Source organism: Novosphingobium rosa NBRC 15208, assembly GCF_001598555.1.
Taxonomy (GTDB): domain Bacteria; phylum Pseudomonadota; class Alphaproteobacteria; order Sphingomonadales; family Sphingomonadaceae; genus Novosphingobium; species Novosphingobium rosa.
In genome coordinates this window covers 32,409-44,865 of sequence record NZ_BCZE01000042.1, presented here as the reverse complement: position 1 = coordinate 44,865, position 12,457 = coordinate 32,409, and the positions used below count along the sequence as shown (strand labels likewise).

At 64.9% G+C, this 12,457-nt stretch carries 13 protein-coding genes and 1 tRNA gene; 3 read left to right on the top strand and 11 right to left on the bottom strand.

Going from position 1 to position 12,457, the window contains the following annotated elements; translation table 11 throughout:
- Positions 1–169: 169 nt before the first annotated feature.
- Both msrB and SR3_RS16775 read right to left on the bottom strand, forming a co-directional pair.
- Positions 170–679 carry a peptide-methionine (R)-S-oxide reductase MsrB gene (gene msrB / locus SR3_RS16780; RefSeq protein WP_068088670.1) on the bottom strand — a complete coding sequence of 170 codons (510 nt, stop codon included), beginning with the start codon at positions 677–679 and terminating at the stop codon, positions 170–172.
- Between the two features lie 109 nt (positions 680–788).
- The gene (locus tag SR3_RS16775) at positions 789–1,502 is read right to left on the bottom strand and encodes an OmpA family protein (protein ID WP_068088667.1); all 714 of its coding nucleotides are present in this window, start codon (positions 1,500–1,502) and stop codon (positions 789–791) included.
- Positions 1,503–1,699: 197 nt separating this feature from the next.
- Between SR3_RS16775 and SR3_RS16770 the strand changes: the two genes are divergently transcribed.
- Positions 1,700–3,016 (top strand): hemolysin family protein, encoded by a 1,317-nt coding sequence (locus SR3_RS16770; protein ID WP_068088664.1) that lies wholly within the window; start codon positions 1,700–1,702, stop codon positions 3,014–3,016.
- Between the two features lie 314 nt (positions 3,017–3,330).
- On the opposite strand, the gene SR3_RS16765 is transcribed toward SR3_RS16770, so the two are convergent.
- From SR3_RS16765 to ileS, 3 genes are read right to left on the bottom strand one after another with little or no spacing between them, the layout of a single operon-like run.
- Positions 3,331–3,738: a DUF3035 domain-containing protein gene (locus SR3_RS16765; RefSeq protein ID WP_068088661.1), complete on the bottom strand. Its 408-nt coding sequence runs from the start codon at positions 3,736–3,738 to the stop codon at positions 3,331–3,333.
- Between the two features lie 5 nt (positions 3,739–3,743).
- A complete protein-coding gene (lspA, locus tag SR3_RS16760) occupies positions 3,744–4,316 on the bottom strand; it encodes a signal peptidase II (RefSeq protein WP_068088659.1) in 573 nt (190 codons plus the stop codon).
- A complete protein-coding gene (gene ileS / locus SR3_RS16755) occupies positions 4,313–7,132 on the bottom strand; it encodes an isoleucine--tRNA ligase (protein WP_068088655.1) in 2,820 nt (939 codons plus the stop codon). Before ileS ends, lspA begins: the two co-directional genes overlap by 4 nt.
- 213 nt (positions 7,133–7,345) lie before the next feature.
- Between ileS and SR3_RS16750 the strand changes: the two genes are divergently transcribed.
- On the top strand, positions 7,346–8,113 hold the full coding sequence (locus SR3_RS16750) for an aspartyl/asparaginyl beta-hydroxylase domain-containing protein (RefSeq protein WP_068088650.1): 768 nt from the start codon (positions 7,346–7,348) through the stop codon (positions 8,111–8,113).
- Between the two features lie 99 nt (positions 8,114–8,212).
- Here the strand turns inward: SR3_RS16750 and SR3_RS16745 are convergent, their stop codons facing one another.
- From SR3_RS16745 to SR3_RS31880, 6 genes are all read right to left on the bottom strand, one after another.
- Complete coding sequence (locus tag SR3_RS16745; protein ID WP_068088647.1) at positions 8,213–9,142, bottom strand: bifunctional riboflavin kinase/FAD synthetase; 930 nt, start codon at positions 9,140–9,142, stop codon at positions 8,213–8,215.
- A 10-nt stretch (positions 9,143–9,152) separates the two neighbouring features.
- A complete protein-coding gene (locus SR3_RS16740) occupies positions 9,153–9,635 on the bottom strand; it encodes a dihydrofolate reductase (protein WP_068088644.1) in 483 nt (160 codons plus the stop codon).
- A gap of 11 nt (positions 9,636–9,646) precedes the next feature.
- Positions 9,647–10,702 (bottom strand): 5-(carboxyamino)imidazole ribonucleotide synthase, encoded by a 1,056-nt coding sequence (locus tag SR3_RS16735; protein WP_068088641.1) that lies wholly within the window; start codon positions 10,700–10,702, stop codon positions 9,647–9,649.
- A gap of 18 nt (positions 10,703–10,720) precedes the next feature.
- Positions 10,721–11,215 carry a 5-(carboxyamino)imidazole ribonucleotide mutase gene (gene purE / locus SR3_RS16730; RefSeq protein ID WP_068088640.1) on the bottom strand — a complete coding sequence of 165 codons (495 nt, stop codon included), beginning with the start codon at positions 11,213–11,215 and terminating at the stop codon, positions 10,721–10,723.
- A 3-nt stretch (positions 11,216–11,218) separates the two neighbouring features.
- The gene (gpmA, locus tag SR3_RS16725; RefSeq protein ID WP_068088631.1) at positions 11,219–11,905 is read right to left on the bottom strand and encodes a 2,3-diphosphoglycerate-dependent phosphoglycerate mutase; all 687 of its coding nucleotides are present in this window, start codon (positions 11,903–11,905) and stop codon (positions 11,219–11,221) included.
- A gap of 118 nt (positions 11,906–12,023) precedes the next feature.
- Positions 12,024–12,188: a hypothetical protein gene (locus tag SR3_RS31880; protein WP_169805652.1), complete on the bottom strand. Its 165-nt coding sequence runs from the start codon at positions 12,186–12,188 to the stop codon at positions 12,024–12,026.
- A 159-nt stretch (positions 12,189–12,347) separates the two neighbouring features.
- Between SR3_RS31880 and SR3_RS16715 the strand changes: the two genes are divergently transcribed.
- Positions 12,348–12,422: transfer RNA gene (locus SR3_RS16715), tRNA-Thr, on the top strand.
- Positions 12,423–12,457: the final 35 nt, after the last annotated feature.

The window sequence follows — 12,457 nt, the reverse complement described above, 5'->3', positions numbered from 1 at the left end:
TTCGGCCAAAGCGCTCAGTTTGCCGCGCCGCAGGCAGAAATCCCTAAATTCTGCAGCGCTTTACGTCACGCAGGTGGAGAGGCTGGGCACCGCGACAGGGCGCCATTGCCCTATCGCCGGAAGACGAAATGGGAGCGCGAGGGGATAATCCCCTCGCATGTTCTCTTCTTCACCCTGCCTTGAACGTCATCGCCACGCCATTCATGCAATAGCGCAACCCCGTGGGCCGGGGGCCGTCATCGAAGACATGCCCCAGATGCCCGCCGCAGCGGCTGCAATGCACCTCGGTACGGGCGTAACCCAGTTCATGATCCGTGCTGGTGCCCACGGCACCGGGCAGGGGCTTCCAGAAACTGGGCCAGCCGGTGCCGCTCTCGAATTTGGTGTCGGAGGAGAACAGCGCATTGCCGTCCGCCGCACAGAGGAAGGTGCCCTTGCGATGCTCCTTGAGCAGCGGCGAGGTGAAGGGATATTCCGTCGACTGCTGGCGCAGCACTGAGAACTGCTGTGGCGTCAGCCGCTTTTTCCACTCCGCATCGGTGAAATGGACGGGGTAGCTTCCGGTGGCGGCCTGCGCCTCCTGCGGCCACAGGCGGAAGCCCAGCGTGATGGCCGAAACGCCGAGCGTCAGCCCAGCCAGCATATGGCGGCGCGACGGGTGGAGCGTGGTATCCTGCATCCTGCATCTCCTTCACCAGCTATTACGCAGCGAAGGGGCGAAAGGATACACGGCCTCGCGAAAAACGCTGGCGCGGGGGCTTCAGCCGTGTGGAGCCCCCGCCGCCTGCTCAGTAACTGCCGCCCTGAGAGCGGGCCGCCCGCACCTGATCCTGCGTGATCGGCACGATCTTGATTTCCACGCGGCGGTTGCGGGCCTTGCCTTCGGGCGTGGTGTTGTCGGCCACGGGCATGGTCGCGCCGAAGCCCTGCGCCCGCACGCGCGCCGCGCTGACGCCCCGGATCGAAAGGTAATCGGCCACGGTGCGCGCGCGGTTTTCCGAAAGCACCTGATTGTGCTGCGGCGTGCCGGTGATATCCGTATGGCCGTACACGTCGATCAGGCTGTTGGGATAGTCGTTCATGCTCTGCGCGATCTTGTCCAGCGTGGGGCGGAACTGCGGCTGCAGGGCATAGCTGTCGCTGTCGAAGGTGACGCCGTCGGGCAGATTCACCAGAATGGCGCGGCCATCGTCGGTCTGGCTGATGTTGACGCCGGTGCCGGCGGTCTTTTCGCGCAGGTCGCGGATCTGCTTGTCCTTGGCATAGCCGATCGAGCCGCCCACAATGCCGCCGATCCCCGCGCCGATGATGCGGCCCGTGCCGCCACCGATCAGCCCGCCGATCAGAATGCCGCCCACGATGCCCGCACCCGCGCCGATCGCCGTGCGCGACACTTTCTTGTGGCCGGTGTTGGGATCGGTGACGCAGCCCGCCGTCATCAGGGACAGCGCGGCGATTGCGCCAACAGCTGCCCGCTTCCCTGGGCGTGACTTGGTGAGCATCAATGCGGCCTCCTGTGCGACACTATGAATGTCGCAAGGCGTATCACGCGTTTTCCGTGAACGACAGCTTGACCAGAGAGTTATGAACCATCGGGCATGTGAAATCTTGCAATCTTCCAGCGTGAGGTAAGGGTGGGGCGAATGGCTTGGCAATGCCTCTTCGCGCGGGAATGGAAAGCTGTTAAGGTGGGATTATTGTGACACCCTTTCCCTGGACAGACCTGTTGATGATCGCGGGGCTGGTCGTTTTGAACGGCCTGTTCTCGATGTCGGAACTGGCAATCGTATCGGCCCGCCCGGCCCGGCTCAAACTTCTGGTGGAGCGCGGGCGGCGCGGCGCACGCGCGGCCCTTGAACTGGCCGAAGACCCCGGCAAGCTGCTCTCCACCGCGCAGATCGGCATCACGCTGATCGCGCTGGTGACGGGCGCCCTTTCCGAGGCCAGTCTGGGCACGCCGGTCGCTCAGCGGCTGGAAGGTTTGGGCATTCCTCACCGCTTCGCCGATGAAACCGGGCTGGTGCTGGTGATGGGCATCACCACCTTCGTCAGCCTGATCGCGGGCGAGCTGGTGCCCAAGCAGCTGGCCCTGCGCATGGCCGAACCCATCGCCTGCCTCGCCGCCCCCGTCATGGTGCGGCTGGCGCGCTGGACCGCGCCGCTGGTCTGGGTGCTGGACCGCAGCTCGCAAGGGCTGCTGCGCCTGATGGGCGTGAAACACACCGACGAGCCCTCCGTCACCGAAGAAGAGCTCCACCTGATGTTCGCCGAGGCCACCCGCTCCGGCGTGATCGAGGAGGATGAGCGCGAGATCATGACCGGCATCATGCGCCTCGCCGGCCGCCCCGTGCGCGAGGTGATGACGCCCCGCAACCAGATGGACTGGATCGACGTCAACGCCAGCGAAACCGCCGTGCGTGAGCGTATCGCCGCCAGCCCGCACTCGATCATGCCCATTGGCGATGGCTCGCCCGACACCATCCTCGGCGTGGCCAAAGTGCGCCAGATTCTGGCCGTTCTGCTCTCGGGCCGCACGCTGAACCTGCGCCGCCTGATGAAAAAGGCCGAGATCATCCCCGACCAGCTCGACGCCATGGACGCCCTGCGCATCCTGCAGCAGTCGGGCATCTCCATGGCGCTGGTGCATGACGAATATGGGCATCTGGAGGGTATCGTCACCCCCGCCGACCTGCTCTCCGCCATCGTCGGGAATTTCGTGAGCCATCAGGACGATGGCGATGGCCCGATGGTGATCGAGCGCGAGGATGGCAGCCTGCTGATCTCGGGCGCCCTGCCCGCCGATGCCTTGAGCCGCCGTCTGGGCCTCGATCTGCCGGAGCACCGCGATTACGCGACGACGGCGGGCTTTGCGCTGTCCGTGATGAAGCGCTTTCCGGACGAGGGCGATGTGTTCGAGGTGCCCGGGTGGCGGTTCGAGATCGTCGATATGGATGGGCGGAAGATCGACAAGCTGTTGGTCAGCAAGATCGTTTTGGCTGAGGTGGAAGAAGAATAAAGGAAAGGGCGAGGGGGTTACCCCCTCGCGCTCCCATACCGTCTCCCGACGATGGGGCAGCAGTTGCCCATCGTTGCGCCCAACCTCTCCACCAGCACCACCCAAGGCGCCGCAGGCAGTAAAACCATGCGGCATGATCTGGGGCCTGCGACGCTGCGACGTTGCTCTCAGGCCGAGCTGAGCGCGCGACGTAGACATTCATGGGAGCGCGAGGGTGTAACACCCTCGCATTTCCCCTTCATTCTTGAAGCCCAAAACAAAACCGCCCGCGAGGCATCCCTCGCAGGCGGCTCTGCAATCCAGAGACCGAAGCCTTACTTGGCGGTGGTCGTCTGTGCCTCGCGACCGTTGCCTTCGGGCGCCGCGATGATGTCGCGGGTGATGTCACCCTTGTCGACGGCGTTGGTCTTGGGGTCTGCTGCGGTCGAGCGGATGCCCGCTTCGGGTTCGCCAGCCTTGCGCAGGGTGGCGTTCTCGACCGGGCTCTTGCCGGCCTCGCCACCGAACATGGCGGCCAGCGCGTCCTGCTGACTCGAGCGGCTGGCGGGGCGGGGCGCGCCGGGGGTCGGCGGGGTCAGCGCGAAATCTGGCGGGATGTAGAGCGGGGCCTGGCGCTGCACCGCGAATTCATCGGGGCGCACGCGCGCGAAGAGACGATCGGTGCAGCCCGACAGCGTCAGGGTGATGGCGCTCGCCAGCAGAATGGCGGTGGACTTGCGCATGTGTGTCAGCTCTCCGTCGCGGTGTTGGCCTGATCCTGTGGCCGAGTGGCGCGCTTTTCGCCTGAAAGGAAGGATCGGGCAAGGATAATCAGGACGCCGATGGTGATGGCGGCATCCGCCAGGTTGAAAATGAGGAAGGGGCGGAAGGCGCCGAAGTGCAAATCCGCGTAATCAACGACATAGCCCAGCGCCGCGCGGTCGCGGATGTTGCCAAGGGCGCCGCCCAGAATCATGCCCAGCGCGGCGGTATCGGCGAAGCGCTTTTCGCGCAGCATCCAGATGGTGACGAAACCGGCGATCAGCGCGGTCATGGCGACGAGCGCCCAGCGCGCCGCGTCCGACCCGGCGGTGAAGAGGCCGAGGGAAACGCCAAAATTCTGCTGCCAGCTGAGGCCGAAGAAGGGGATCAGCGGCAGATCGGGAACGGCAGGGTTCCAGGTGGCGTTGTCGATGTTGCTGTCATGCAGCGCGGGCAGGGCGATGGGGTGCACGACCGCCCACTTCACCGCCTGATCGGCGGCAAAGGTCAGGGCGGCAACGCCCAGCCCCAACAGGCGGTTGCGCGAAGACAGACTCATTCCGCAGCGTCCATGGCGGAGACGACATGATCGCAGCGTGAACAGAGATCGCCATCCTCGGCCACTTCGGGCAGGTGACGCCAGCAGCGGCCGCATTTATGCTTGTCGGTGCGGGTGACCGAGAGGGCCTCGCCACGCGCGACAGCCGCGCTGATGAACAGTTCGGCCAGATCAGCCTCCGGCGCATCGGCGGGGACGGTGACTTCGGCTTCGAGGCTGGAGCCCAGAGTCTTGTCACGGCGCAGCGGCTCGATGGCGGCCAGCGCCTCGGCGCGCAGGGCGCGCAGGGCGGTCCAGCGTTCGGCGTCCAGCGTGGCTGCGGGCAGGGTGGGCCATTCCAGCAGATGGACGCTCTCACCAGCGAAGCGCGACTGCCACACCTCTTCCGCCGTGAACACCAGGACCGGCGCGGCATAGCGGATCAGCGCGTGGAACAGAATATCCAGCACGGTGCGATAGGCGCGGCGCTTCACGTCATCCGGGGCGTCGCAGTACAGCGAATCCTTGCGGATATCGAAGAAGAAGGCCGACAGGTCCTCGTTGCAGAAATCGACCAGCGCGCGGACATAGGCGTTGAAGTCGAAATCGACGGTGGCCTGGCGCAGCGTGCCATCCAGCTGGGCCAGCAGGCCCAGCACATAGCGCTCCAGCTCGGGCATCTGCTCGACCGGCAGCTTTTCGGCGTCCGAAAAACCGTCCAGCGCGCCCAGCAGATAGCGGAAGGTGTTGCGCAGCTTGCGATACTGGTCGGCGATGCCCTTGAGGATCTCGTCACCGATGCGGTGATCCTCGGTGTAATCGACCGAAAGAGCCCAGAGGCGCACGATATCCGCGCCATAGGTCTCCATCACCTTGAGCGGATCGACCGTGTTGCCCAGCGACTTGGACATCTTGTGACCCTTGGCATCCATGGTGAAGCCGTGAGTCAGGATGGCCTTGTAAGGCGCATGGCCGCGCGTGGCGCAGCCTTCCAGCAGCGAGGACTGGAACCAGCCGCGATGCTGGTCGCTGCCTTCAAGGTACAGATCGGCGTGCGGGCCGGTGTAGCCTTCCGGGCGCAGCAGGTCAGGCCAGCGGCCCGATTCCAGCACGAAGGCATGGGTGCTGCCCGAATCGAACCACACGTCGAGAATGTCGGTGACGCGCTCATAGTCGGCCAGATCGTAATCGGCGCCCAGATAGGCCTGTGCGCGTTCCTCGTCCCAGGCGTCGACGCCCTCGGCCTCTAGCCCCGCGATGATGCGGGCGTTGACGGCGGGGTCGCTGAGATACTGGCCGGTCTTGCGGTCCACGAAGAGCGTGATCGGCACGCCCCAAGCGCGCTGGCGGCTCAGCACCCAGTCCGGGCGGCCCTCGACCATGGCGCCGATGCGGTTGCGGCCCTTTTCGGGGACGAAGCGCGTGTCGGCAATGGCCTGCACGGCCTTGTCGCGCAGGGTCTTTTCGCCATCCTCGGCGCGGTCCATGGGGACGAACCACTGCGGGGTGCAGCGGAAGATCACCTTGGCCTTCGAGCGCCACGAATGCGGGTAGGAATGCTTGTAGTCGGCGCTGGCGGCCAGCAGGGCGCCGGTTTCACGCAGGGCGGTGCAGATCGGGCCATCAGGCGCGTTGAACTTGGGGTTGATGACCGAGCCTTCGCCGCCCAGCCACGGCCAGTCGGCGCGGTACTTGCCATCGCCCTCGACCGCGAAGACCGGCTCGATGCCATTGGCCTTGCAGAGCAGGAAGTCGTCCTCGCCATGGTCGGGCGCCATATGGACGAGGCCCGTGCCGCTGTCGGTGGTGACGAAATCGCCCGCGAGGAAGGGGCGGGGCCTGGTGAAGAAGGCACTCTCGGGGAACTGCGCCGCCATGGGGTGGCGGGCGATGGTGCCGGCGAGGTCTGCGCCTTTGAAGGTGGCCAGCGCATGCTCGGACACATTCATGCCCGTGGTCAGGCCCTCGGCGTGCGGGGCGAGGCCCGTGCGCTCAAGGAAGCTGCCCAGCAGATCGACAGCCACGATGAAGCGGCGGCCATCATCGGCGCGGTAGAGATGGTAATCCACCTGAGGCCCATAGGCCAAAGCCTGGTTGGCCGGGATGGTCCAGGGCGTGGTGGTCCAGATCACCGCATAGGCGCCGACCAGCTCGGCAATCGGCGATTCCGTGATCTCGAAAGCCACATCGATCTGGGTCGAGGTGATGTCTTCGTATTCCACCTCGGCTTCGGCCAGCGCGGTCTTTTCCACCGGCGACCACATCACCGGCTTGGCCCCGCGATAGAGCTGGCCGCTCTCGGCGAACTTCAGCAGTTCGGCCACGATGCCCGCCTCGGCGGCGAAATCCATCGTCAGATAGGGGTTGTCCCAATCGGCATTGACGCCAAGGCGCTTCAACTGCTCGCGCTGGGCATCGACCCACTGGCGGGCATAGGCGCGGCATTCGGCGCGGAATTCCTTGGCGGGAACCTCGTCCTTGTTGCGCTTCTTCTTGCGGTACTCTTCCTCGACCTTCCACTCGATGGGCAGGCCGTGGCAGTCCCAGCCGGGCACATAGGGCGCGTCCTTGCCCAGCAGGCTCTGGGTGCGCACCACCATGTCCTTGAGGATATGGTTCAGCGCATGGCCGACGTGAATGTTGCCATTCGCATAGGGCGGGCCATCATGCAGAATGAACTTCTCGCGACCGGCGCGGGTATCCCGCAGCTTGCGGTACAGATCCTGATCCTGCCATCCCTTCAGGATGCCGGGCTCCTTCTGGGGAAGGCCCGCCTTCATGGGGAAATCGGTCTTCGGCAGGAAGACGGTCGGTCGGAAGTCGCGCTTTTCGGTCATATCGCCGGGTGCCTTAGCGATTGTGAGGGATTCCTGCAAATGGAAGGGGGGCAGGAAAAGAGAGAATGCGAAAGGGCGTTGCCCGATGCCGGACAAAGCAGCAACCGTGACCTGCTTCACACACCTGCCTGACGTCCTTAACCGCTGATCGAAATTCACTTTATTTCGATACTATGACAACTTAAACGGCGGCCTTCTATCTGGAGACCCCCCTTGAACTGGAGAGAAACTGTCGCCGCACGCGGCTGGAAAGTGCCTTTCGTGAACAAGTCACTGTTCATGATCGGCAAGGATCTGCGCCCCAAAATCGATGCGATCATCATGCGCGATTCCAAAATCCCTGACTCAGCGATTCAGGACAAAGGCTTCTTCGCCTGGGTTCCCAAACTGGAAGCCCGCTGGCAGGAGATCCGTGACGAAGCCATCGCGCTGCAGCCCAAGGAGATTCCCTCGCTGGGCGATCTTTCCTTCGATCATGGGCGGATCGCGGCGGACCGGCGCTGGCGCTCGTTCTTTCTGAAGGGCTATGGCTATCGCATGGCAGGCAATGCCAGCCGCGCTCCGGTGACGGCGGCGCTGATCGAGCAGGTGCCGGGGCTGGTGACCGCCAATTTCTCGGTGCTGGAGGCGGGCGGGCATATTCCGCGCCACACCGGCATGACCAAGGGCATGCTGACCTATCATCTGGCGCTGAAAGTCCCGCAGGAGCGCGACAAGTGCCGGATGAATGTGGAAGGCGCCGACCAGCTGCATGTGCTGACATGGCAGGAGGGCGAAAGCTTCATCTTCGACGACATGTTCAACCATGAAGTCTGGAACGAGACGGATGAGGATCGCTATATCCTGCTGATCCAGATCAAGCGCCCATGCCGTTTTCTGGGCAATCTGATCCAGAACACCTTCCTGGCGGCGGTGCGCCACTCGCGCTTCGTGCAGGACATCAAGAAGAACATCGACCGCGGCGGCATGGCCAAGGCCTGAGGTTCAGTCTGGGCGCAACGTAGGCATTAAAGGGAGCGCGAGGGCGCCATAGCTTGTCGGTTGCGACAAGCGCAGGCTTGGGGCCCTCGCATCTTCTCTTCAAACTTCCGCCAAGATCTCTTTCGCCTTTTGGCAATCCGCGCCGATCTGCTCGATCAGCGCGTCCATCGAGTCAAACTTCGCCTCGCCGCGCAGGAAGGCGTGGAAGGCCACCTCGATCTCCTGCCCATAGAGATCGCCCGAAAAATCGAAGAAATGCGGCTCGAGGAGTTCCTTGGGCGGATCGAAATGCGGACGGATGCCGATGTTCGCGGCCCCCTTCAGCACGCGGCCATCGGGAAGGTGCCCCGTAACAGCATAGATCCCGTAAGCCGGGCGCAGATAGTCGCCCAGCGCCAGATTCGCCGTGGGGAAGCCGATGGTGCGGCCCAGCTTGTCGCCATGCTGCACGGCGGCGCGGATGGTGAAGGGGCGGGTCAGCAGGCGGGCGGCGGTTTCGGGGTCGCGCTGGTGCAACGCGTCGCGGATGCGGCTGGAGGAGATGACGCCCTGCGCATCCTCGACAGGCGCGATGGCGCGGGCCTGCATGCCCACCTCGGCGCCCAGCGTGGAAAGGGTGCCGATATCGCCCTCTCGCCCCTTGCCGAAGGTGAAATCGGTGCCGGTGACGACGCCTGCCGCGCCGATGGTGCGGCCCAGCACCTCATGCACCCAATCGTGGGCGGAGGAGGCGGCAAAGGCGCGAGTGAAGTTGAACACCAGCATGGCGGCGGCCCCGGCGGCGGCGAAAAGCTCCTGCCGCTGGTCCAGCGTGGTGAGGCGGAAGGGAGCGGCCTCGGGCGCGAAGAGGGTGACGGGGTGTGGATCGAAGGTGGCAACGATGGCGGGGCGGCCCTCGGCCTTGGCCCAGCGGATCGCCTCGCCCACAACCGCCTGATGGCCCTGATGAAAGCCGTCGAAATTGCCCAGAGCGACGATGGCGCCGCGCAGGTGATCGGGAACGCGCAGGTCTGAGGTGAGGCGAATCATGGGGTCTGCTCTATAGGTCACGCGTCAGCGTGACGAAAGCGAAGCCGGGGCGGCTGCCTTCCGGCGCATGGGTTTCACGTGAAACTTCATGCCATTGGGCCCCAAGGGGGGGCATATGGGTGTCGCCCTCGACGGTCAGATCGACTTCGGTCAGTTCGACGCGCGAGGCGCGATCCATAAACAGGGCGTAGATTTCCGCGCCGCCGACCACAGCCACCTCGCCAGCGCCCGCCAGCGCCAGAGCATCCTCAACGCTGTGCGCCACCTCGGCGCCCGCGCGGGCCCAGCCGGTGTCGCGGGTCAGCACGATATGGCGGCGGCCGGGCAGGGGGCTGGGGAAGCTCTCGAAGGTCTTGCGGCCCATGATCATCGGCTTGCCAAGGGTCAGCGCCTTGAAATGCTTGAGATCCGCGGGAAGATGCCAGGGCAGGCGATTGTCCACCCCGATGGTGCCATTGGCCGCGCGGGCATAGATCAGGAACAGCTCTGCCATGCGCGTGGGCCTTACAGCGTCAGCCGGGTGACATGACCCATCTTGCGGCCGGGCCGGATCGAGGCCTTGCCGTAAAGATGCAGATGGTTGGCCGGATCGGAGAGGATGCCTGCCCAGTCCTGCGCATCGTCGCCGATGATGTTACGCATCTCCACGCCTTTGGCGGCCAGACCCGTGGCGCCCAGCGGCAACCCGCAGATGGCGCGGATATGGTTCTCGAACTGGCTGGTGATCGCGCCTTCGGTGGTCCAGTGGCCGGAGTTGTGGACGCGCGGGGCCATCTCGTTGAAGATCGGGCCTTCCGCCGTGGCGAAGAATTCCACCGCCAGCACGCCGACATAGCCCAGCGCCTCGGCGATCTTCTGCGCCATGGCGCGCGCGGCGGGCACCTGCTCCAGCAATTCGGGCGCGGCGGGCACGGTGGAGAGGGCAAGGATGCCGCTCTCATGGACATTCTGCGCCGAATCCCAGAAGCGGATATCGCCATCTGAGCCGCGCGCGAGAATCACCGAGAACTCGCCGAAAAAGCGCACGAAGCCTTCATAGACCAGCGGCACGTCGGGAAGATCGATGGCGGCGGCGTCTTCGGGCGACATGATGCGCCACTGGCCCTTGCCGTCATAGCCATCCCGGCGGGTCTTGAGGATACCGGGGGTGCCGATCTCGGCCATGGCGGCTTCCAGATCGGCCCGGCTGTCCACGGTGGCGAAGGGGGCGGGGGTGCCGCCCAGATCACGGACCAGGCTCTTCTCGCTCACCCGGTCCTGCCCCACTTCCAAAGCGCGGGGCGGGGCCAGCAGCGGGGTGGGGGCAATGGCGGCCAGAGGCCCCACCGGCACATTCTCGAACTCATAGGTGACGACGGCGCAATCCGCCGCGAAAGCACGCATGGCCGCCGCATCGTCCCACGCCGCCTGTGTAAAGGCCGCGCAGACCTCGGCGGCCACCGAATCCTCTTCGGGCGCATAGATATGCACCCGGTAACCGAGGTTCGCTGCCGCCATGGCCATCATGCGGCCCAACTGGCCGCCACCCAGAATGCCGATCGTCTCGCCGGGGGGAATCATGGTGTTGCTGGTAATCCTTCAGGCGTCGGTGGGGCGCTCGGCCACCGATTCGGTCTGCGCCACGCGATAGGCTTTCACCCGGGCGGCCAGCGCTTCATCGCTGGTGGCCAGGATCTTGGCCGCCAGCAGGCCGGCATTGGTTGCGCCCGCCTCGCCGATGGCCAGCGTGCCCACGGGGACACCGGCAGGCATCTGCACGATCGAGAGCAGCGAATCCTGCCCCGACAGCGTCTTGGACTGCACCGGCACGCCCAGCACGGGCAGATGCGTCATCGAAGCGACCATGCCCGGCAGATGCGCCGCGCCGCCCGCGCCCGCGATGATGACCTTGAAACCCTCATCCGCTGCCGTCTTGGCGAAATCCACCAGACGGTCGGGCGTGCGATGCGCCGAAACGATGCGCACATCATGCGGCACATCCAGCGCGGTGAGGATATCGGCGGCCTTCTTCATGGTGTGCCAGTCAGACTGGCTGCCCATAACGATGGAAACAATGGCTCCGGGACGGGTCATGGCTTAGCGCTCCGACAGATAGTAGCGTTCCGTGGCATTCAGATCGGCATCGAGTTCAAAGATGATGGGCTGACCGGTGGGGATTTCAAGGTCGAGAATGTCCTCATCCGAAATCTTCGACAGATGCTTCACCAGCGCACGCAGCGAATTGCCATGCGCGGCGACGATCACCGTCTCGCCAGCCTTCAGTTGGGGGGCGATGGCTTCCTCATAGTAAGGCAGCACGCGGGCGATCGTGTCCTTCAGGCTCTCGGTCTGAGGGATGGCGATGCCGGCGTAGCGCGGATCGGTCGAGAGATCGAACTCGCTGCCCTTCTCCTGCACCGGAGGCGGCACGTCGAAGCTGCGGCGCCAGATCTTCACCTGATCCTCGCCGTGCTTTTCGGCGGTCTCGGCCTTGTTGAGGCCGGTGAGGCCGCCATAGTGGCGCTCGTTCAGGCGCCAGTCCTTGGTTTCGGGAATCCAGGCCAGACCGGCGGTCTCCAGCGCCAGATGCAGCGTGCGGATCGCGCGCGTCTGAAGCGAGGTGAAGGCCACGGTGGGGATCACGCCCTTGTCCTTGAGCAGCTCGCCGGCGGCCATCGCCTCGGTCTCGCCCTTGGGGGTCAGATCGACATCCCACCAGCCGGTGAAGCGGTTTTCAAGGTTCCACTGGCTCTGGCCATGGCGGACGAGGATCAGGCGAGGCATCGGTAATGGGCTCCCTCTCGTAGAGGCCGGACCGTGCGCCGACGAATGTGGCGGGAGGCGGCCCGGCAATAACAGGCCCGAGGCCCTAGCCGGTTGGCCCGGATTTGGAAAGGAAAGCTTACGCGCCTTTTTCGCTCTCTCCGTTGTCCTGCGCGTTGGTCTGTTGCGCGGCGTCCTCGGCGCTCAGGGCGCGGGCCTGCGTTTTACGGCGGCGCAGATTTTCGCGCAGCTTGGCGGCAAGGCGTTCCTCGCGGGTGAGGGGGGCTGATGGGTCGGAAGGCATGGGGCGGGTCAAATCCTGAAGGTTCGGTGGGGCAGGGCGCGTGCCTGACAGAGATTTTCATTCAATGCAAAACAGGCGCTTGACAAGGGATGATCGGGCGGTCATTAGCGCCCCCCTGCCCGGCGGCGCTTTTCGCTCCAAACGGCAAGACTGTGGTGTGCTGCTGTAGCTCAGTGGTAGAGCGCATCCTTGGTAAGGCTGAGGTCGGGAGTTCAATCCTCCCCAGCAGCACCACAGTTTCTGATCTCGGGTATGGCCTGATCGATCAC